At 70.9% G+C, this 18,799-nt stretch carries 17 protein-coding genes and 1 pseudogene; 9 read left to right on the top strand and 9 right to left on the bottom strand.

Annotation, left to right across the window (positions count from 1 at the left end; genetic code table 11):
* Positions 1–14: 14 nt before the first annotated feature.
* Positions 15–362 (bottom strand): annotated as a pseudogene (locus tag IW249_RS29795) (ADP-ribosylation/crystallin J1); the annotation flags it as partial.
* Positions 363–521: 159 nt separating this feature from the next.
* Here IW249_RS29795 and IW249_RS29790 point away from each other — a divergent pair.
* A complete protein-coding gene (locus tag IW249_RS29790; protein ID WP_196923823.1) occupies positions 522–1,532 on the top strand; it encodes a hypothetical protein in 1,011 nt (336 codons plus the stop codon).
* A gap of 103 nt (positions 1,533–1,635) precedes the next feature.
* Here the strand turns inward: IW249_RS29790 and IW249_RS29785 are convergent, their stop codons facing one another.
* The 4 genes from IW249_RS29785 to IW249_RS29770 form a co-directional block, all read right to left on the bottom strand.
* The gene (locus tag IW249_RS29785) at positions 1,636–1,920 is read right to left on the bottom strand and encodes a hypothetical protein (protein WP_196923822.1); all 285 of its coding nucleotides are present in this window, start codon (positions 1,918–1,920) and stop codon (positions 1,636–1,638) included.
* A gap of 13 nt (positions 1,921–1,933) precedes the next feature.
* On the bottom strand, positions 1,934–2,680 hold the full coding sequence (locus tag IW249_RS29780; RefSeq protein WP_196923821.1) for a hypothetical protein: 747 nt from the start codon (positions 2,678–2,680) through the stop codon (positions 1,934–1,936).
* A gap of 228 nt (positions 2,681–2,908) precedes the next feature.
* The gene (locus IW249_RS29775; protein ID WP_196923820.1) at positions 2,909–4,147 is read right to left on the bottom strand and encodes an MFS transporter; all 1,239 of its coding nucleotides are present in this window, start codon (positions 4,145–4,147) and stop codon (positions 2,909–2,911) included.
* 56 nt (positions 4,148–4,203) lie between these two features.
* The gene (locus IW249_RS29770; RefSeq protein WP_196923819.1) at positions 4,204–4,869 is read right to left on the bottom strand and encodes a DNA alkylation repair protein; all 666 of its coding nucleotides are present in this window, start codon (positions 4,867–4,869) and stop codon (positions 4,204–4,206) included.
* Positions 4,870–4,980: 111 nt separating this feature from the next.
* On the opposite strand from IW249_RS29770, the gene IW249_RS29765 reads away from it, so the two are divergent.
* Complete coding sequence (locus tag IW249_RS29765) at positions 4,981–5,694, top strand: alpha/beta fold hydrolase (RefSeq protein ID WP_196923818.1); 714 nt, start codon at positions 4,981–4,983, stop codon at positions 5,692–5,694.
* Positions 5,695–5,759: 65 nt separating this feature from the next.
* Here the strand turns inward: IW249_RS29765 and IW249_RS29760 are convergent, their stop codons facing one another.
* Positions 5,760–7,526, bottom strand: coding sequence for an alpha/beta hydrolase-fold protein (locus IW249_RS29760; protein ID WP_196923817.1), 1,767 nt, complete (start codon positions 7,524–7,526; stop codon positions 5,760–5,762).
* Between the two features lie 347 nt (positions 7,527–7,873).
* Here IW249_RS29760 and IW249_RS29755 point away from each other — a divergent pair, with 347 nt between their 5' ends.
* Entirely contained in the window at positions 7,874–8,266 is a 393-nt protein-coding gene (locus tag IW249_RS29755; RefSeq protein ID WP_196923816.1) for a YybH family protein, read from the top strand.
* 117 nt (positions 8,267–8,383) lie between these two features.
* On the opposite strand, the gene IW249_RS29750 is transcribed toward IW249_RS29755, so the two are convergent.
* Both IW249_RS29750 and IW249_RS29745 read right to left on the bottom strand, forming a co-directional pair.
* The gene (locus tag IW249_RS29750; RefSeq protein WP_196923815.1) at positions 8,384–9,952 is read right to left on the bottom strand and encodes an alpha/beta hydrolase; all 1,569 of its coding nucleotides are present in this window, start codon (positions 9,950–9,952) and stop codon (positions 8,384–8,386) included.
* Between the two features lie 69 nt (positions 9,953–10,021).
* Positions 10,022–12,850: an AfsR/SARP family transcriptional regulator gene (locus tag IW249_RS29745; RefSeq protein WP_196923814.1), complete on the bottom strand. Its 2,829-nt coding sequence runs from the start codon at positions 12,848–12,850 to the stop codon at positions 10,022–10,024.
* Positions 12,851–13,038: 188 nt separating this feature from the next.
* Here IW249_RS29745 and wrbA point away from each other — a divergent pair, with 188 nt between their 5' ends.
* Positions 13,039–13,647, top strand: a complete 609-nt coding sequence (wrbA, locus tag IW249_RS29740; RefSeq protein WP_091399821.1) for an NAD(P)H:quinone oxidoreductase — start codon at positions 13,039–13,041, stop codon at positions 13,645–13,647.
* A gap of 92 nt (positions 13,648–13,739) precedes the next feature.
* Here wrbA and IW249_RS29735 read toward each other — a convergent pair whose 3' ends face one another.
* Positions 13,740–14,342 carry a class I SAM-dependent DNA methyltransferase gene (locus tag IW249_RS29735; RefSeq protein ID WP_196923812.1) on the bottom strand — a complete coding sequence of 201 codons (603 nt, stop codon included), beginning with the start codon at positions 14,340–14,342 and terminating at the stop codon, positions 13,740–13,742.
* Between the two features lie 53 nt (positions 14,343–14,395).
* Here IW249_RS29735 and IW249_RS29730 point away from each other — a divergent pair, with 53 nt between their 5' ends.
* The 5 genes from IW249_RS29730 (at position 14,396) to IW249_RS29710 (ending at position 18,750) form a co-directional block, all read left to right on the top strand.
* Positions 14,396–15,178, top strand: coding sequence for a hypothetical protein (locus IW249_RS29730; RefSeq protein ID WP_196923811.1), 783 nt, complete (start codon positions 14,396–14,398; stop codon positions 15,176–15,178).
* Between the two features lie 74 nt (positions 15,179–15,252).
* Positions 15,253–16,089 (top strand): alpha/beta fold hydrolase, encoded by an 837-nt coding sequence (locus IW249_RS29725; RefSeq protein WP_196923810.1) that lies wholly within the window; start codon positions 15,253–15,255, stop codon positions 16,087–16,089.
* The gene (locus tag IW249_RS29720; protein ID WP_196923809.1) at positions 16,082–16,672 is read left to right on the top strand and encodes a TetR/AcrR family transcriptional regulator; all 591 of its coding nucleotides are present in this window, start codon (positions 16,082–16,084) and stop codon (positions 16,670–16,672) included. The genes IW249_RS29725 and IW249_RS29720 overlap by 8 nt, the downstream gene beginning before the upstream one ends.
* Before the next feature lie 86 nt (positions 16,673–16,758).
* The gene (locus IW249_RS29715) at positions 16,759–17,646 is read left to right on the top strand and encodes a helix-turn-helix transcriptional regulator (protein WP_196923808.1); all 888 of its coding nucleotides are present in this window, start codon (positions 16,759–16,761) and stop codon (positions 17,644–17,646) included.
* 99 nt (positions 17,647–17,745) lie between these two features.
* Complete coding sequence (locus IW249_RS29710) at positions 17,746–18,750, top strand: SMP-30/gluconolactonase/LRE family protein (RefSeq protein WP_196923807.1); 1,005 nt, start codon at positions 17,746–17,748, stop codon at positions 18,748–18,750.
* Positions 18,751–18,799: the final 49 nt, after the last annotated feature.

The following is an 18,799-nucleotide window of genomic DNA, read 5'->3' as shown; positions in this document are numbered from 1 at the left end:
TCGTCGACGGGGCCCCGGTACTCGGCCTCCGCAATGATCGCGCCGACGAGGTGGGCGTTGAAATCGTCAAGCTCCTCGGCCGGGATCCAGTACTCCAGCACATCGCGACCACCGGCCTGCTGAACCTGGTAGCGGTCCAGGTAGGAACGCCGCACGTCGAACCGGGTCACGTAGCCGACGCCTTCGGCGGGGACGTTCCACTCGCGGGCGATCTTCGTGGCGTACCAGCGGTTGAGCACGGGGTAGAAGATCGGCTGGTCGGGCAGGCGTGGTGGCCAGGCCCGCCAGCCGGCCGCCGCCACGAGGTCGAGTTCGGCCTGTCCGGTGGGCCGCCACAGCGTGATCGTGTCGGAGGTGCCGATGGTCTGCTCCCTGTCAGTCCCGGTGATGGCGGCATGATGCCACCGCCCGACATTCTGGTGGTACGAGTTTCCCGGGTGGACGCCGCGGCTCGTGCCGGCGACGATCGCCGTGCAGTCGGCACGGATTCGCTGTCGGTCAGCCCGCCTAGAGTGCGCCGCATGTACTTCGTCTGTCGCTGGCGCGAGGAATCGCCGTTCAGCAAGCGGGTGGTCACCGTGTCCGACACGACAGTGCTCGACTGGTTCCGTCGGGGCTGGAGCTGCGACGACCCGCGAGGCTGGATCGAGAGCGAGCTGGGCGAGATCGTCTACGGTCTGGACTCGATCTTCGACGAGGCCCAGGAGCGGCACCTGCCGCGGCCGGAGACGGTTGACGAACTGCGCGACCTGCTGAACGAGCACCTCTGGGTGGAGGGCGACGACGACGGCACGTTCATCCGGCTCGGTGAGCACGCCCTGCGTGTGCGGACCGACGACGACGAGGTGGATCTGGCCTACTACTTCATCGACGACGACGCCGCCGCCGCGTCGCCTGACCGGCTCGCGTACCTGCTCCACGACACCTGGCCGCTGCCCCCCGACGCCGCCGCGCCCGGTGCGGTCTTCGAGCATGGCGTGCCGGTCCGTACCGTCCGCATCGCTCCGTCCGGGCCGGAGGCCGTCTTCTCGGTCCGTCTGTGCTGGGATCCGCCTGGTATCGAGACGAACCTGGATCTGGCTGGCGCCCTCGTCTTCCCCGGCCTCACTCTGCCGGGCTTCGCCGCCCGTCTTCGGGCCGCCGACGCGCCCGACACCCGGCTCTGGCCGCACGACGCCCGGTTGCTGCGGGCCCTGATCGCGCCGGACGAGGAGGACGCTGGCGTGGCGCTGGCGCGCTACGCCCGGCTGCCCGGATACGACCCGTCGCCCGCCAATCTCGACCTCGTGTCCGCACACCACGAGATCCACCGGGAGACGCTGGAGATGATGACCCCGGAGCCGTCCGTCGGGTCGTTGATCCGGTTGGATGCGCACATCGTGCAGGTCGCTCGATACATCGACGACTTCTTCGGGTTCGACCAGTGGTTTCTCTTCGACACCAGATGGGCGGCGGCAAACCCGGACCTGGCCCGCTCGCTGCTGCGCTACGCGGCGCACTGGGACCCGTACGACGGCGTCACGTCGAAGTAGCTTCTGCCGTCGTCCACGGCGTCGCGTTGATCAGCACTGGTCTGGGTCGAGAAGCCAGATCGACGAAGCGCCCCGTCCATAGCGGACGGGGCGCTTCGTGGTGTCAGCCGAACTGTGTGTCCGGAACCGTTCGGTCCCCGTCCGCGTCGATGCCGGGGGAGCCGGCCAGCTCGATCCGGGGGGACCGATCCGGCGGGAGGTGGGCGACGTCGGCGATGACGACGACATCCACCTCCCCGTCGATCATCGTCTGCTCGACGGTCTCCCACGGGGCCCGCATGATTCCTGCGAATCGGTAGGAGTGTCGGCGAAGGTGGCTGAGACACCTCGCGACGGCGGGCTCCGACGGCTCGATGTGGGCGGGAATCCAGATAACGGCGATTTCCATGAACCTCTCCTGATCAACGTCGTGGACGTGGGTGGGTGATCAGGAGTTGTCGGGGCGGGGGAGGGCCCCGCTCCACGGGACGGCTGGTAGCGCGCCTGTCGACGCTGGTGACGGTGAGCCCTGGGCGCAGCGGCGAGGTGGGCGGCGGAGCGTCGGCTGTCGACGTGGGTGGGTCAGCGCCGCCGGTGCCGGCGCCGGTCGGTGCCGACGCGAGGGCCAGCACGACCGCCGGCGGCCCCGGTGCGGGACGGGCGGGCGGGTTGGGCCGTTGCCCGGTGGCGCTGGTCATCGTCGCCCGCGCCCGCTTCGACGTCAGGCCATCGAACGTGCTGTGGCCTGTGTCCCGGGGCGTCGTCGCCAGCACACGCGTCGACGGTGCCGGCGATGGCCGCGAGGCAACGCGTGCCCCCGGGGACGCCGAGGCCGACGGTGCCGGTGTGGCCGGCGGCGACGACGATGGCGTACGGGCCGGCCGACGTGGCGGGGCGGTGGAGGGTGTGGTCGACGGCGTCGGCAGCGGAACGGCCGACGGCAGCGGCAGCGGGTCCGTCGACGGTAGCGGCAGGGGCAGGGGAACGACGGCGGTCGGCAGGGGCAGGGGGACGATCGGCTGCGCCTCGACCACGTCGGCCACCGAACCCGTGATGGCCTTCGGCGAGGCGGTGACCTCCATCAGTGGCAGACGCGACGGCGACGGCGTGTCGGCATGGGCGGGGTCGGCACCCAGAGCCGCGCCGAGCGCCACTGCGCCGAGCGCCACCGGGGGGAGGCTGTGCCTCAGCCGCATCAGACGGAGGCCGTCGGCCGCGGGGTCGCCAGCCCTGCCCGGTCCGGCTCACCGATCCGGTGTCGCTGGCCGAGCAGTCGCCCCTCGCACAGTGCTGCTCCCTCCATGCGCGGTTCTTGCCCCGGCAGATCGCGGGCTACACCTTCCGTCGATATCCCGACCGAGCGATGTGGACAGAGGCCGGGAACGCACCCGGCCGGGTCAGACCCGGGCCTCGCTGGGTGTCGGCGCGGGGTCGAGCGGCAGGTCACGCAGCCGACGGATCGGCGTCGACAGGTAGATGATCGGGGACAGCACGGTGAGCGCCCCGAAGATCAGCAGGGTGGTGCGGGCGCCGAGTGGCCCGGCCAGGATGCCGGCGAGGAGACCGCCGACCGGGATGGCACCCCAGGAGACGAACTTGACCGTGGCGATCACCCGGGACAGCAGTTCCGGCGGGCTGGCGAGCATCCGGTAGGTACGGGTGGTCACGCTGAGCACCACAGTGGAGCCGGCGAAGATGAGGTTCCCGACGGCGAAGGCCAGGAACGCGGCGGTGCCGGTGCCCAGCGGGATGATGAGCGCGCCGACCACGCCGACGAAGGCCGAGATGATCAGGCCGCGGGCGGTGCCGAACCGGTCGGTGAAGCGGGTCGTCAGTGCGGCGCCGATGAGCGTGCCGAGGCCGTCCGCGGCGAGCAGCAGCCCGACCATGAATGGCGATGCGTGCAGTTCGCGCACCAGGTAGAACGGGAACAGGGCGAGCATGGCGCCGTTGACGAAGTTCGTCGCGGTGGCGTCCCACATGGCCGGCCCGATGATCGGGTGTCGGAGCACGAAGTGCCAGCCCTCGCGGATCATCGTGACCATCGGTGGCCGCTCGGTCGGTCGCTGCACCCGCCGGGCCGGCAGGGTGCGCAGCAGCACGGCGGAGAGCAGATAGCTGACGGCGTCCACGAACAGCGTCGGGACCGCACCCAGCACCTGCACGGCGAGGCCGCCCACTGACGGTCCGCCCAGCGATGTGGCGGCATGCGTGCCGGAGGTGAGGCTGTTGCGGGCCTGCAACTGCGCGGCCGGCACGATCTCCGGCAGGAAGGTCTGGTTCGCCACGTCGAACAGCACGTTGGCGAAGCTCACCACCAGGGCGACAGCGATCAGTTGGGCCACCGTCAGCATGTCGAACCACCAGGCCAGCGGGACCGACGCGATGGCGAGGGCCCGGACCAGATCCAGGGCGACCTGCATGCCGCGCAGCGGCACCCGCTGCACGATCACCCCCGCCGGCAGGCTGATCAGCAGGTACGCCAGGTAGCTGGCCGCCGTGATCAGACCCATCTCGAAGGCCGACGCGTCGAGCACTGTCAGCGCGGTCAGCGGGAGCGCCACCGCGCCGACCGCCGAGCCGAGTTGGCTGGTCGTGCCAGCGACCCACCACCGCCAGAACGTAGTAAGTCCCATAATGGAACTCACTATAGGGGTGCGCGCGAGACGGCGTCGACCCCGCCCATGCGGGCTTATCCCGCTCTGCGCACCATCTCGCCGATCCAGATCGGCGCGAACGGGGACGTGCAGCCGGGGGAGGTGGGGTAATCCTTGAGCACCTCCAGGCGTTCGCCGATGTCGATCGCCCGGGCGCGGTACTCGGCGTGCTCGATGCCGATCTGCGCCAGGCAGTGGTTCATCGCCCACTGCAGGCGATCCGGCGCGTCCCTCATCTCGGTCTCGATCACATCGAGCAGTCCCGGGAGGTCGAGACTCCCGGGATTCTTCGTCACGCGGTCGGTGGTCAACGCCCAGCCGGCACTCGCGACCACGGGATCCGCGTCGGCGAACCAGGCCAGTCGCAGCTCGTCGGAGTGCGGGCTCTTCTTCACCACGTAGTTCACGAGCCAGTCGTGCACCTTCGGGGTGCGCGCCTCGCGCACCATGGCGTCCAACTCGTCCCGCTCGAAGGCCCTGGGACGGCAGATCAGGACTGCCAGCAGCCGCGCCGAGGCGTCACCCGTCGCCCAGAGCTGGCGCGCGAGATCGTGCTGCATCTTCAGCCGCTTCCCGAGGGCCCGAAGCGCGCCGAGGTGCACACCATGATCGTCACCGTGTCTGGCGTTCACCTCCCGTGCCTTCGGGTCCTCCAACTCGGCCAGCTCGGCCATCACGTCGGTCACCGTCGTCGTAGCCATCGCAGCCTCCTGCCACATCGGGACCGGACGTTTCACACTCGCGTAACGGGTATCCAGGCGTACCAGTGCGACCGGCGGTGAACAGCTTCACGGAGTGAGGGGGCACCTATCATGCCTGATCCACAGCCCACCATCGTGCTCGTGCACGGCGCGTTCGCCGAGTCGGCGAGCTGGAACGGTGTGCTCGAGCGGCTGAGCGGCGCGTACGACTTGGTGGCCGTTGCGAACCCGCTGCGGAGCCTCGCCGGCGACGCCGCGTACGTGCGGGATGTGGTCCGTAGCATCGGTGGTCCGGTCGTCCTCGTCGGCCACTCGTACGGCGGCATGGTGATCACCCAGGCCGCAGCCGGCGACACTTCGGTGCGCGCCCTCGTGTACGTGAACGCCTTCGCCCCGGACACCGGTGAGTCGGCGCTTGCGCTGTCCGCGAAGTTCCCCGGCAGCACGCTCGCCGACACGCTGGTGCAGTACCCGGTGTCGACCGGTGGGAACGAGGTGGCGATCGGTCAGGACCAGTACCACGCGCAGTTCTGCGCGGACGCGTCGGACAAGCTGGCCGCGCTGATGGCGCGGACCCAGCGGCCGATCACCGAACAGGCCCTGGGCGACACGCTCACCGGCGACCCCGCCTGGCGATCGCTGGCCAGCTGGTTCGTGTTCGGGGACGCTGACAAGAACATTCCCGCCGAGGTGCACCGCTTCATGGCCGAGCGGGCCAATCCCCGGGGGCAGCGCGAGGTCGTCGGCGGCTCGCACGCGATGGCGGTGGCCCGGCCGGGTGAGGTCGCCGAGACGATCATCGAAGCGGTCCGGGGCGTGAGCTGACGGTCCGGACGGACAGCTGACGGGTGGGCCGACGACGAGAGGTCGCCGGCCCACCCGCCTGTTGGTCAGCGAACCCGCAGCTGCTGGTGGACCGCCGCGGTCGGGGCGTGGACCCGGTCGCCGGAGTAGGCGACGTGCACCGGGTACGACCCGGAGGGCAGCCCGTCGGTCGGCAGCGTGACGACGGCCGCGCCATCGCGGAGCGGCACCACCCGGGTGGTGCCGCCGAAGGTGACGGCGACCTCGCCGTTCACCGCCGTGGCAGCTTTCCGGTGCGGATGCTGCGCCCGCACGTCGACGGTCAGCGTGAACGTGTCACCACGGACGACCGAGGCGGGCGTGGCCTTCGTCTTCACCGTGACTCGCGCGGGGCCCGGAGGCGTCAGGGTGACCTGGGCCGAGCGTGATCTGGTCGGGTCGACCACCGACGTCGCCACGACGGTGAGCGACGACGCGGTCTCCGCGGCGGCGACCGAGAGCAGACCCTCCGCGGAGATGGTGGTGCCGGTGGAGGTCGCACCCTGAACCGACCACGTCACCGCCGGGCTCACACCCTCGTTGGTCGTCACCTGCGCGGTGAACTGCCTGGTCCAGTTCCAGCCCGTGGTGAGGTTCACCGTCGCCGGCGTCACCGACACGGAGTCGACCCCCGACCACAGGTGATCCCGGGCGAAGATCGTGAACAGTTGACCCGCCGTCATCCCGTCGTGCGCGCCGGGGACCTGGGTCGTCGCGGCGGAGTACCCCCGGGCCCGGAAGTTGTCGGCGATGGCGTTCTGGGCGTTGAGGTTGCCCTCGAAGACACCGTTGCCGAGGAAGACGGAGAGGTCGTCGTCCCCGACCGCGTTCGCGATGGTGTCGTAGTCCTGGGTGGTGAGGGACGGGTTGCCGGAGAAGTGTCCGTAGAACGCGAAGGTGGTCGGGTAGTTCTTGATGACGACGCCGCCGGTCATTCCGCCGTACGAGAACCCGGCGTAGGCGCGCCCGGACCGCTCGGTCGAGACGTTGTAGCTGCGCTCGATGAGGGGCAGGATCGTCTGGACCAGGTTGTTGGCCGCGTTGGTCTGGTTGTAGGACGCGAAGCCGAGGCCGGTGCCCGTGAAGTGGTTGCCCATGGTGACGACCACCGTCGGCTCGATCTCGCCCCTGGCCGTCATGTTGTCCAGGATGTTCGGGACGTTCGCGGGGACCATGAAGTCGGTCTCGTCGCCGAAGATACCGTGGGCGAGATAGGCGACCTTGTACGGCTCCGCGCGGTTGGCGTCGTAGTTGGCCGGCAGGTAGACGCCGAGGTAGTGGCCGCTGTCACCCAGGATCGTGGTGTACGGGACGTACCGGACGGTTCCCCGCTTCGCGCGGTCGGCCAGCGGCAACTCGTAGTCCGCACGCTCCTTCAGCACCGGGTCGTTCTGCTTCTTGGCGTACGGCACGTACACGGCATCGAGGACGTCGTTGTTCCGGACCCGGAACGAGGACTCGCCCGGCGGCCGAGGGTTCGTCGAGGCGGGATCCCAGATGCGCTTGTTCTCCCAGCCCTGGGTCGGGTCCCAGACGCGGTACCAGTAGCTGAGACCTCCGGCGTGCAGCGGGAGCGAGACCGACCAGTTTCCCTTCGGGTCCCTCGCCATGTCCCGGAGGAACTCGGTGCCGCCGGCGTGGTAGCGCCCCGGCTGCCACTCTTCCGGCTGATAACGCGTGCTGCCGGTGCCGACGTCGAGCAGGGTCAGGTCCCCGGCGAGACGGACCTGGGTGGCATGGGGATTGCGGTAGACGAATGTGACTGTGTAACCGGTCGGTGAGGTGCGGTCCGCCTTGACCGTCGTACCCGGCACGGGCGCGGGCCTGCCGGCGGCGGCAGCCGGCGCGGGGAGGACGGCCCCCGCAGCGAGTGCCGTGAACGCGAGAATCGAGATCGCAAGCCGGAGCCTGCGTCTTCCGGTCGTTTCCCTCATGCGCGAAGACTCCTTTGTGGTGGTCGCTCGTCGCGGTCTGGTCCGGTGGTGGGAGTTGAGGGCTCCGATGGCAGCTAAATCGAATTAGCATCGGGAGTGTGGCTGGCTACACCCGTCGATGTCAAGGGTGTCCGAGGCCCGAGGCTGGCGAGCGCCCCGATGGGTGCGTTACCCGCGGCCTGCGGGTTCTCGCAGCTGGGCGGCCCCCGGATGGCAAGGTGGAGGGCATGGACAGGACGCACGTCGAGGAGTGGCTTGCCACCTACGAGCGGCTCTGGCGGACCCCGGGCACTGACGCGCTGGTCACGCTCTTCACCGAGGACGCGAGCTACCAGCAGGGGCCGTACTGGACCCCCGTCGTCGGCCTGCCGGCCATCGCCCGTATGTGGGAGAAGCAGCGCAAGGGCCCCGACGAGGTGTTCCAGCTGACCACGGAGATCGTCGCGGTCGACGGCGACACCGCCGTGTCGCGCCAGGAGGTCCGCTACGGCGACCCGGTCGACCAGGAGTACCGCGACCTGTGGGTCATGCGGTTCGCCGACGACGGACGGTGCCGCTCATTCGAGGAGTGGCCGTTCTGGCCGGGACAGCAACCCGCCGATCCGCCCGACGGCTCCTGACCGCGACTGGTTGCGGCGACGCCCCAGCCGCCGGCGTAGAAGACCTGACCGACACGACGTCGGACCGGTCGCGCTACCTGCCGAGAGCTGGGGCGTCACAGTGACGACCTCGCCCCGTCAGACCGGGGCGGCCGGACAGCTCGCGCCGACCGGTGGCGTGGTTCTGGTGATGAGGTACCGCTCCACCTGACGACGGGTGCACTCGGTCCGTGGGTAGCTGGCGTGGCCCGACCCCTCGTAGGTGACGAGGTGGCCCCGGCCGCCGAGCTGACGCACCACCCGCTGGGCCCCGTCGTACGGGGTGGCCGGGTCGTACCGCCCGTTGAGCACCAGCAGCGGCGCGCTCGTCCGTACCCGCAGCTGATGTTGTGGGTTGGTCGCCGTCCACCCCAGGCAGATCGCGCCGAAGCGGACGGCCAACGGGGAGGCCCGCAGGTGCGGTGCCGCGGCGCGGGACAGTTCGAGATACCGGTTCCAGTCGGCGAACCCGTCGATCGGCAGCGACCAGTCCTGGCAGAACGCCGGTAGCGCGTACTCGGTCAGGTCCGTGTCGCCGTCGACCGGCACCATCGGGGACGCGAGTGAGGCGGGCTCGCCCCGCTCCAGGGCGAGCAGCATGTTCGCGAGATCGGCCCAGGTCGCGTCGAAGAAGTTGACGAATGTCGCGAACCCGAGCTCGAACCAGGTCAGCGTGGTGCCGGTGGCCGCGTCGACAAGCGTGCCGGCATCGGCGCGGCGCACCAGTCGGTCGTAGAGCGCCGGCACATCGCGTCCGTGCAGCGCGCAGCCGGGGCTCCGCTGGCACCACTTCACGAATTCGTGGAACAGCGCCTCGTTGCTGGCCGCCCCGCTGCGGAAGTATTCCCTGACCCCCTGGCTGTGGTCCATCACGCTGTCCATGACCAGTGCGCGGACGCGGTCAGGAAACAGCTCCGCGTAGGACTGCCCGATCAGTGTGCCGTAGGACCACTGGTAGAAGCTGAGCTGCCGCTCGCCGAGCGCGGCCCGGATGGCGTCCGTGTCACGCGCGACGCTCACACTGTCGAGGTGGTCGAACAGCGGGCCACTGCGGGCGCGGCAGTCGTCGCGCAACTGGCTGTTGTAGGTACGGAGCCGCTCGAACTCCGCAGCGTTGGCGGGCGTCAGGGAGGGGTGCCGGCCCAGCAGCGCCGACGAGCAACGCACCGGTTCGCTGCGGACCGTGCCCCGCGGATCGAAGCCGACGATGTCGAAGCGGCGCAGCACGTCCGGCCCGAGCTGGCTGGCGGCCGTCAGCGCCACGTCCACCCCGGACAGGCCGGGACCGCCGGGGTTGAAGACCAGGACACCGATGCGGGCGGCCGGGTCGGTGGCGGGACGCCGGGCCAGGGCCAGTTGGAAGGTCTCCCCGCCCGGACGGGCCCAGTCGACCGGCAGGCGCAGGGTGCCGCACCGCGTACCCGGATCGTCGGGCTGTTCCGGGCACGCCTGCCAGTCGATCCGACCGTTCCCACCGCTGGCGGTGTTCGCGGCGACCGGCCCGGTGCCGCCGCCCGCCGGCGTGGTTGTGCCAGCGAGCGACGGTGGAGCGTTGAGCGAGAGGGCGACCAGGACCGCGACGACGGCCGAGAGGCTACCGAGGAGCCGTCGGCGTCGCCGGGCGCCCCCGCGGGGATGCCGGAAGGTGGTGCTCTTCGTGGTCAACATTCGCCCAGCCTGCCGACGCCCGGTCCACGTCGGATCCATGCCGGTCCGGGGACGGTCGGCGAAAGGCATTCACCGGTACGCCTCAAGCCGCTCGGACAGCGCCGTGGCCTGCGGATGACCGACCCGGTCGAGGATCGCCAACGCCTGTCGCCACAGGTCGACCGAGGTGTCGTGGTCGCCCACCGCCTGGTGGGTGTCGCCGAGGCGGACGAGTGTGTCCGCCCTTCCGCACGGGTCCTGGACGTCGGAATAGAGCGCCAGAGCGCGCCGGTAGCAGTCCGCCGCGGTCGGATGTTTCCCGAGGCCCTGATAGGCGAAGCCGAGGCTGTCCCAGGTGTGGGCCGCGCCGAGCCGGTCCTCGGCCTTCTCGTAGAGCGCGAGCGCCTGCTCGCAGTAGGAGATGGCGCGGTCGTGCTCGTCCAGCCGCGCGTGGCTCCAGCCGAGCGCGTTGAGCGCAGCAGCCTCGCCGAGCCGGTCGTCGATGCTGCTGGCCAACGCCAGCGCCTGCCTGGCATGCGGCAGTGCCGCCCGGGCGTCGCCCTCGATGTCGGAGAGCCAGGCGAGATGCAGGTGTGCGCTGGCCTGCCCCGGGCGGTCGGCGGCCTGGTCGTACCGTGCCATCGCGCGTTGAAGGTGATGGTGGGCCGCACCGAACCGGCGGTACTGGATGTGTGCCAGCGCCAGGTCCCGGTGTGCCAGCGCCTCGGCCCGCGGATCACCGAGGCGCTGCGCGACAGTGATCGCATTGGCCTGTACGGCGGCCAGGTCGTGCCACTGTGACAGCCTGCTGAGCAGGGGAGTGAGGGCCTGGGCGAGGTGCCCGGCGTGGGCGTCGAAACGGTGCGCGACCGCGTCGTCGACGGCAGCCAGCAGCACCCGCTGTTCGATGGTGAACCAGGCCAGCGCGGCCCGGTGGTCGGCAAACGCCGGCGGTGCCGTGTCGGCGGGCAGGGGCGGCGGATCGAGCGGCTGCCAACCGGTGTCGACCAGCCTCGCCGCGTCACGGGCGACGCGTAGGTAGTGGTCGAGCACGCGCCTCCGGACGGCCCTGTGGTCGGCCGGGCGGTCGAGCGCGTACGTCAGTTCCTCCCCGTACGCCCGGAGGAGATCGTGACAACGGAACCGGTTGGGGGACTCCTCGGCCAGCAGGTTCGCCCGGGTCAACTCGTCCAGCGCCGGCCGGATCAGGTGCGGCGGCGCCCCGGCGAGGCTGGCTGCCGCCGCCGCGCCGACGTCGGCGGCGGGGTGCAGGCTGATCTGCCGGAACAGCCGGGCCGCGTCCGCGCTGAGCAGTCGGTACGACCAGGACAGCACCGTCCGCACGTCGGTGGCGGCATCGTCGGTGGCGAGGGCGGCGAGCCCGCCCCGAGTCGCCGCCAGATCGTCGGCGATGGCCTGGAGCGGGAACGTGGGCCGGGCGGCGGCTCGCGCGGCCACGATGGCCAGGGCCAGGGGCAACCGCGCGGTACGGCTGATCAGCTCGTCCACAGCTGCCGGCTGGGAGGCGGCTCGCTGCGCACCCAGCCGGCGTACGAGCAGCTGGCGCGCTTCGCCATCGCTGGGCAGGTCCAGCGCGAGGGGATGGGCGCCCTCGGCGGCGACCAGGCCGGGCAGGGTGTGGCGACTCGTCACGAGCACACCGCAGCCTGTCGACCCCGGAAGCAGCGGCCGTACCTGTTCCGCGTCGCGGGCGTTGTCGAGCAGCACGAGTAACCGCCGGTCCGCGGTCAGGCTGCGGTACAGGGCGAACTGGGCCGCCGACTCGGCGGGGATCTCCAGAGGCTTCACACCCAGGGCGGGCAGGAGCGATCGGACGACGACGGCCGAGGGTGACGCCGCCTGCGGCGCGGTGCCGAATCCGTCCAGGTCGACGTGAAGCTGGCCGTCGGGGAAGTGGTGCAGGTTGTCGTGCGCCCAGCGCAGCGCCAGCCAACTCTTTCCGACGCCGCCCGTACCGGTGATGACGACGGTGCCGGCCGAGCCGGGGTCGCCGAGTAGCAGCGTGGTGAGCCGGGCCAGCTCCCCGGCCCGGCCGGTGAACAGGGTCGGTGGGGCCGGCAGCTGCCGGGGGACGACCCGCGGGGGGCATCGTTCCGGTGACCGCGCCTCGGATGTCAACAGCTCCCGCTCGGCCCGCAGGACGCGGGTGTGCAGGAGTTGGAGATCGGGACCGGGCTCGACTCCCACCTCGTCGGCGAGGAGTTGGCGTAGCTGCCGGTAGGTGGCCAGCGCGTCGGCGCGTCGGCCCGCCCGCGCCAGGGCCACCATCAGTTGCCCCCAGGGGCGCTCCCGCAGCGGATCGGCGTCGACCTGGCTCCGCAGCGGTTCGATCAGCTCCTGGTGCCGTCCGGCGCGCAGCTGCAGGTCCACCACCTCTTCCACCAGGCTCGACCGCTGCTCCTGGAGCCGCGCTCGGACGGAGAGCAGCACCCCCCAGCCGGGAAGGCCCGCGAACGGCTCCCCACGCCAGAGTGCCAACGCGGCCTCGAACGACTCCTGGGCGGCTGACCAGTGACAGTGCCGCAGCGCGGAATATCCGCGCTGGGCCAGGTCGTCGAAGGCCACACTGTCCATCGTCAGCCCGTCGAGGGCGAGGCGGTAGCCGGTGGGCCCGGCGAGGATGGCGGCGTCGGGGGAGCCCGGGGACCGCAACGCCCGGCGCAACGCCCAGACATAGGTCTTCACGTTGCCGGCTGCCGTCTTCGGTGGGCGCCCCTGCCACAGCTCGTCGACGAGTTGGTCGATGGACCACCCGGTGCCCGGCTGCGACATCAGGACGGCCAGGAGGCGCACCTGCATCGGCGTGCCGAGGGCCAGCCGTTCCCCGTCGGCCGACCGCACCTCGACTGGCCCGAGCAGGTGGTACCGCGCCGCCGGTGGCGCCCCAGCGGGGTCCATCGCCTCATCGTAGGGGCCCGAACCGTCCCGCCTCATCGGCTGGACGGCCGCGGCCCGCGCCCGTCTGCCGAGTGGTGTGCTCCGTCACCCGAGTGGGCATGGTCAGGACGTTGGGGTGTCGCGAGGCGGCTGCTACAGTCGAGATTGTTGCGGCCGCAAATTTATCAGCGGCAACTACTCTGGGAAGGATGCCTCCGATGACCAAGCTCTCCGTCATCTACTACTCGTCCACCGGCACTCTCCACGCCATGGCCAAGCGCCTGGCCGAGGCCGGCGAGAAGGCTGGCGCCGAGGTGCGGCTGCGTCAGGTTCCGGAGCTCGCCCCGGCAGAGGCCATCGCCTCCAACGCCGCCTGGAGCCAGCACTTCGACGCCACGAAGAACGAGCCGAAGGCGACCGCCGACGACGTCGTCTGGGCGGACGCGGTGCTGTTCGGCACGCCCACCCGTTACGGCAACGTCGCCAGCCAGCTCAAGCAGTTCATCGACACCCTCGGCCCGCAGTGGGCGCAGGGGCTGCTCGCCGACAAGGTGTACGCCGGCTTCACCGCGTCGATGACCGCGCACGGCGGCCAGGAGTCGACCCTTCTCGCGCTCTACAACACCGTCCACCACTTCGGCGGCCTGGTCGTCGCCCCGGGTTACACCGACCCGCTGAAGTTCGCCGACGGCAACCCGTACGGCGTCTCGCACGTCACCGGCGGCAGCAACGACGCCCCGCTGGGCGACGCGCAGTTCGCTGCCCTCGACCACATGGCCGAGCGGGTCGTCAAGATTGCCGGGAAGCTCAGCGCCTGAGCGCTGCCGCCGTACCGGACGCCCGCGTCGACGCGTGTGGCCAGTTGGGCGAGGGCCGGTCTCCCGCTACGGGAGGCCGGCCCTCGGCGTCCTCACACCGCGATCGCCGCGATGGCGGCAAGCGGCCGATGCTCGTCGGTGCCGGGCCGCTGGACGCGTTCGACCTCCCGGAAACCGGCTCGGGCGAGACGCTCGGAGATCTCGTCGGGCGGCCAGCGGTAGGCGGTCAGGACCTTGTGGTCGAAGGCGCCGACCTCCTCGGCGGCGAAGACGCCCAGGACGAAGCGTCCGGCCGGGACCAGCACCCGCCGGAACTCCCTGAGCACGTCGTCGAGCTCCGGCGGCGGAAGATGGATCAACGAGTACCAGGCCAGGATGCCGTCGATGGAGTCCTCGGCGATGTCGAGGCGTTCCATCGAGCCGAGGTGGAACTCGACGCCCGGGTGGGTCGCCCGCGCATGGGCGATGAACTCGGGGACCAGGTCGATCCCCATCGCGTCGACGCCCAGCTCGCGAAGGTAGCCGGTGAGGTGGCCAGGCCCGCACCCCAGATCGAGCACCCGGCCGGACCGGCTGTCCAGGTGTCGTCTGATGAGGGCGAGGTCGTCGGCGTCCACCTGCTGTTTCGTGCCGAACAGCTCGATGTAGAGCTCCGCGACGGACGTGTAAGCCTGCCGTACCGTGTCCGTTTCCATCGCGGAACTATACGGGTCACCGGACCTTGCTCAGGCGGCCTACCGTGATGGCCATGACACGTCGAGCCACACTGGCCGGCATTTCTGCGGGCCTGCTCCTGCTGGGTTGCTCGGTCGGCGCACCGACGGAGAACGAACCCCAACCCGAATCCGCCCCGGTGTCGGCCGCCAGCGCCGATGCCACCACGACGGCCGAGGCGATCGGCCTGCTGCGTGGGGGCACGGCGTTCGTCAATCAGACGAGTTATCGCAGCGACGTCGACATCGCCAGTCAGGTCACGGCGCTGTCGCACAGCGACAACGTCCACAAGCGCTCGATCGGCACCGTTTCGACGCCGGGTGGGGGCATCGAGATCCGGATGATCGACGACGAGGTCTACATGAAGATCGGTCTACCCATGCGCGGTGTCGGCGACGGATGGATGGTCCTGGACCCGGCCCGGGTGCCGTCGGACTTCGCCCTGAGCTTCGCGCCGGGCAGGAACGACTTCGGCGGCTCCGGCCGCCTCATCGACGCGATCGTCACCGCACGAGCGGACGGCCCGGAGATCTCCGGGACGATCGACGCGAGCCGGATTGGCGCCGGCAACGGGATCAGTTTCCGCCCCGCTCCCGGTGCCGTCTTCCCGGACAGTGCGCGCAGGCACGCGTTCCGGGCATCACTGGACACCGAGGGCCGGCTGGTCAGCTTCCTGATGCCGCAGGCCAACGGGCTGCCGAACGCGTCCCTGCGCTACAGCGACTTCGGTGCGACAGTCACTGTCGCTCGGCCACCTGGGGCGGTCGCTGCCCCCGACGCCCTCTACCCCCAGCTCGGCCTGGGTGGGGGCGGGTAGCGGCGGCGGGCTTGCCCTCTGGGGCTAATGCGGTTAGCCTTTAGCTAATCGCATTAGCTCACTTGGAGGGCGTCATGACCGAACGTCTCGGCATTGCCGGCAACACCATCGCCTACGAGGTGACCGGGCAGGGCCCGCTGGTCGTCCTGGCGCACGGCATGGGCGACAGCCGGCACTCCTACCGGTTCGTCGCTCCGGCCCTGGCCTCGGCCGGATACCGGGTCGCCAACGTCGACATCCGTGGCTGCGGCGACTCCAGCCTCGGCTGGGACGGCTACAGCCGCACCGACATCGCGGGTGATCTCGTCGCCGTGGTGCGTCACCTCGGCGGTCCGGCCGTGATCATCGGTCAGTCGATCAGCGGCGGTGCCGCGACCATCGCGGCCGCCACCGCACCCGACCTGATCACCGGCGTCATCGAGCTGGCGCCCTTCACCCGCGCACAGTCCTTCGACCTGGGTGGGCTGGTGCGGGTGAAGCGCTTCCGGGCCGGCTTCATCCAACTGGCGCAGGTCCTCCTGCGCGGGAGCCTGGCGAACTGGAAGAAGTACCTCGATGTTGCGTACCCCACCAAGCCCGCCGACTGGCACGGCGAGCTGGCGCGCATCGAGGCCACGATGAGTGAACCCGGCCGGATGAAGGTCCTCCAGGCCATGGCCAAGACCAGCCCGGCCGACGCCGGTCGGCAACTGCCCAACGTCACCTGCCCGGTCCTGGTGATCCAGGGCAGCGCCGACCCCGACTGGGTCGACCCGCGAGCCGAGGGCGAGCGCATCATCGCCGACCTGCCGCGAGGGCTCGGCGAGCTGGCAGTCATCGAGGGCGCGGGCCACTACCCGCACGCCCAGACGCCCGACCAGGTCCTCGCCCTCGCCCTGCCCTTCCTCGCCCGAACGCTGCCCAATGCCTAAGGCCCGGCTCACCCCGGCAGCGGTCACCGAGGCCGCAGCCGCGCTGGTCGACGAGGTCGGCTTCGACAACCTCAGCATGGGCCTGCTCGCCGAACGGCTCGGGATCAAGACCCCCTCGCTCTACAAGCACGTCAGCAGTCAGGCCGACGTGGCGCACCGGATCGCCACCCTGGCCATGACCGAGGCCGGCGACACCATCCGCGACGCCATTCAGGGCCGGTCCGGCAGCGATGCCCTCGCCGCCGGCGCGCAGGCCATGCGGACCTACGTGCGGGAACACCCGGGCCGGTACGCGGCCGCCAACGCCACCCGCCCGACCGGCCCCGACGATCCGTTCATCCCGGCCAGCGAGCGGGTGCTCGCCTCCTGGGCGGCCATGCTGAGCGGGTACGGGCTGGAACCCGGCCAGGAGATCCACGCCATGCGGACGCTGCGCAGCGTCCTGCACGGGTTCGCGACCCTGGAGGCGGCCGGTGGGTTCCAGATCGACGCGTCAGTCGACGAGAGCTTCAACTGGTTGATCAAATTCATCGACCAGGGCCTTCGTGCCGGCGCCACCAGCGGCAGCGCCGTCACCCACTGACCCACCCGTACGAGCTGCCTCGCCGCGCGGTGCCTACCCCTGGCAGGGAGTGGTTGGGGCAGGCGGGGCTCGCAATACTTCGAGTCATGAACGCGAGAGGACAGCTCGGCGATTTCCTCCAGGCCCGGCGCTCCCAGCTACGGCCGGAGGACACCGGCGTGGCGACGTACGGTGAGCGGCGCCGGGTTCGAGGGCTGCGCCGGGAAGAGCTGGCCCTGCTGGCCGGGGTGAGCGTTTCGTACTACACCCGGTTGGAGCAGGGGCAGGCCGTCAACGCCTCACCCGAGGTGCTCGACGCGCTCGCCCGGGCACTGCGACTCGACGACGCGGAACGCCGCCATCTGAACGAGCTGGCGGCCGGTACCCGCCGCCGGCCCGCCGTCCGTCGCCCGGCCCCGGAGCGGCTGAGCCCGGCGGTACGCCAACTCGTCGCGACACTTGGTGACGTACCGGTGGTGGTGCTCGGTCGCCGCGCCGACGTGCTGGCCTGGAACACCGCCGGTCATGCCCTGTTCGCCGGCCACGTGGACCCGGAGATCCCGGAGCGGCCGAACCAGTACCCGAACATGGCACGGCTGGTGTTCCTGGACGCCCACACCCGCGACCTGTACGTGGACTGGCCCGCCAAGGCCCGCGCGGTGGTGGCGACGCTGCGGATGGCTTCCGGGCAGCACCCGGACGACCCGCTGATGACCGCGCTGGTCGGTGAGCTGACGGTGCGGAGTTCGGAGTTCGCCGCCATGTGGGCCGACCACCGGGTGAAGGCCGGCGGCGACGCCGTCTACGAGATGCGTCACCCGCTTGTCGGCGCGATGAACGTGACACAGCAGTCCCTGCGTACCGAGGACGGCCAGACCGTCGTCGTCGCCACCACCGAACCCGGCTCGGCATCTCAGGCTGCGATGACGTTGCTCGTGCACGGCGCCGTCACCACCCGTGCCGTGGCGTCGCAGCCGCTCGTCAGGCGCGAATAGCGCCGTCCCCATCGGCTCGACACGAGGTGCTCCGCAAGGAGCGCCGGACCCGTCGCGCCCATTTCACGCCCACCAACAACGCACTGAGTAAGGACAGAAATGCGCAAGAGAACGATGACCCTCGCAGTCGCTGTCGCAGCAGCGGGGATCGGCGTCACAACGGTCGTACCGTCGAGCGCCGCACCGGCTGCTACCGCGCCGGCCCTCACCGTCGGGCCGCCCCGGGTGTCGGCCGCACCGGTGCCGTCGCGGATCGCTGTCCACTTCGACCTGGCGAAGGGGCAGTTGCCGGAGAACGTCGCGCTCGGCCCGGACGGCACCGCCTACGTCACCTTCGCGGCCGCCCGGCAGGTCGCCGCGGTCAGCCCGTCCGGCGGGACGCGGATCCTGGCGACGCTGCCGGCCCCGGCCGACGGTGGCGTCAACACCCCGGTGCTCGCGTTCGCGCTGACCACGGGCATCGTCCGGATGGCTGACGGCACGCTCTACTTCCTCTACGCGAGCGGCGATGCCGCCACCACGGGGCTGTACCGGCTACGCCCCGGCCGGTCCCCGCACCGCATCGCGGCCCTGCCAGCCGACGGGCTCCCCAACGGCCTGGCGTTCGACGCGGAGACGAGGAGGTTCTACCTCGCGGACTCCGCGCTCGGCACGATCTCGACGGTCGCTCTGGAGGGCGGTCGCGCCGAGGTCTGGTCCTCGGCACCCGAGCTCGCCGCGGCGGGCTTCCTCGGTGCCAACGGCATCAAGGTCCGCGCCGGCGCGGTCTGGGCGACCAACCTCGACCAGGGCACGCTGCTGCGCATTCCGTTGCGGCACGGCCGACCCGGGCCGGTCCGGGTGGCGGCGACCGGCCTGGTCGGCATCGACGACTTCGCCTTCGCCGGTGCCGGTGACCACCAGGTCATCGCCGCGCTGAACGGACCGAACACGGTGGTGAGCATCGACGCGGCCGGCCGTTCGCGAACGCTGATGAACGCCGCCCACGGGTTGCAGAATCCGACCTCGGTGGCCGTGCGCGGCCGCACCGTCTACGTGCTCAGTGCCGCGTACACCACCGGCATCGACCCCAACCTCGCGCTGGCCACCCTGCCGCTCCGCTGATCCGTCACTCCTTGGACGACCTCATCAACCAGTGGGGCCCGTTCCCTCG

Origin of the sequence: Micromonospora vinacea, from assembly GCF_015751785.1 — a bacterium.
GTDB classification, from domain to species: Bacteria; Actinomycetota; Actinomycetes; order Mycobacteriales; family Micromonosporaceae; genus Micromonospora; species Micromonospora vinacea.
Note: the sequence above shows the minus strand (reverse complement) of the source record. Positions and strands in the feature narration are given on the sequence as shown.

Excerpts from the sequence above, each read along its gene's own strand:
- IW249_RS29790 (WP_196923823.1), top strand. The coding sequence starts at position 522 with ATGTACTTCGTCTGTCGCTGGCGCGAGGAATCGCCGTTCAGCAAGCGG.
- IW249_RS29785 (WP_196923822.1), bottom strand. The coding sequence starts at position 1,920 with ATGGAAATCGCCGTTATCTGGATTCCCGCCCACATCGAGCCGTCGGAG.
- IW249_RS29775 (WP_196923820.1), bottom strand. The coding sequence starts at position 4,147 with ATGGGACTTACTACGTTCTGGCGGTGGTGGGTCGCTGGCACGACCAGC.
- IW249_RS29770 (WP_196923819.1), bottom strand. The coding sequence starts at position 4,869 with ATGGCTACGACGACGGTGACCGACGTGATGGCCGAGCTGGCCGAGTTG.
- IW249_RS29765 (WP_196923818.1), top strand. The coding sequence starts at position 4,981 with ATGCCTGATCCACAGCCCACCATCGTGCTCGTGCACGGCGCGTTCGCC.
- IW249_RS29755 (WP_196923816.1), top strand. The coding sequence starts at position 7,874 with ATGGACAGGACGCACGTCGAGGAGTGGCTTGCCACCTACGAGCGGCTC.
- IW249_RS29750 (WP_196923815.1), bottom strand. The coding sequence starts at position 9,952 with ATGTTGACCACGAAGAGCACCACCTTCCGGCATCCCCGCGGGGGCGCC.
- IW249_RS29745 (WP_196923814.1), bottom strand. The coding sequence starts at position 12,850 with ATGGACCCCGCTGGGGCGCCACCGGCGGCGCGGTACCACCTGCTCGGG.
- wrbA (WP_091399821.1), top strand. The coding sequence starts at position 13,039 with ATGCCTCCGATGACCAAGCTCTCCGTCATCTACTACTCGTCCACCGGC.
- IW249_RS29735 (WP_196923812.1), bottom strand. The coding sequence starts at position 14,342 with ATGGAAACGGACACGGTACGGCAGGCTTACACGTCCGTCGCGGAGCTC.
- IW249_RS29730 (WP_196923811.1), top strand. The coding sequence starts at position 14,396 with ATGACACGTCGAGCCACACTGGCCGGCATTTCTGCGGGCCTGCTCCTG.
- IW249_RS29725 (WP_196923810.1), top strand. The coding sequence starts at position 15,253 with ATGACCGAACGTCTCGGCATTGCCGGCAACACCATCGCCTACGAGGTG.
- IW249_RS29720 (WP_196923809.1), top strand. The coding sequence starts at position 16,082 with ATGCCTAAGGCCCGGCTCACCCCGGCAGCGGTCACCGAGGCCGCAGCC.
- IW249_RS29715 (WP_196923808.1), top strand. The coding sequence starts at position 16,759 with ATGAACGCGAGAGGACAGCTCGGCGATTTCCTCCAGGCCCGGCGCTCC.
- IW249_RS29710 (WP_196923807.1), top strand. The coding sequence starts at position 17,746 with ATGCGCAAGAGAACGATGACCCTCGCAGTCGCTGTCGCAGCAGCGGGG.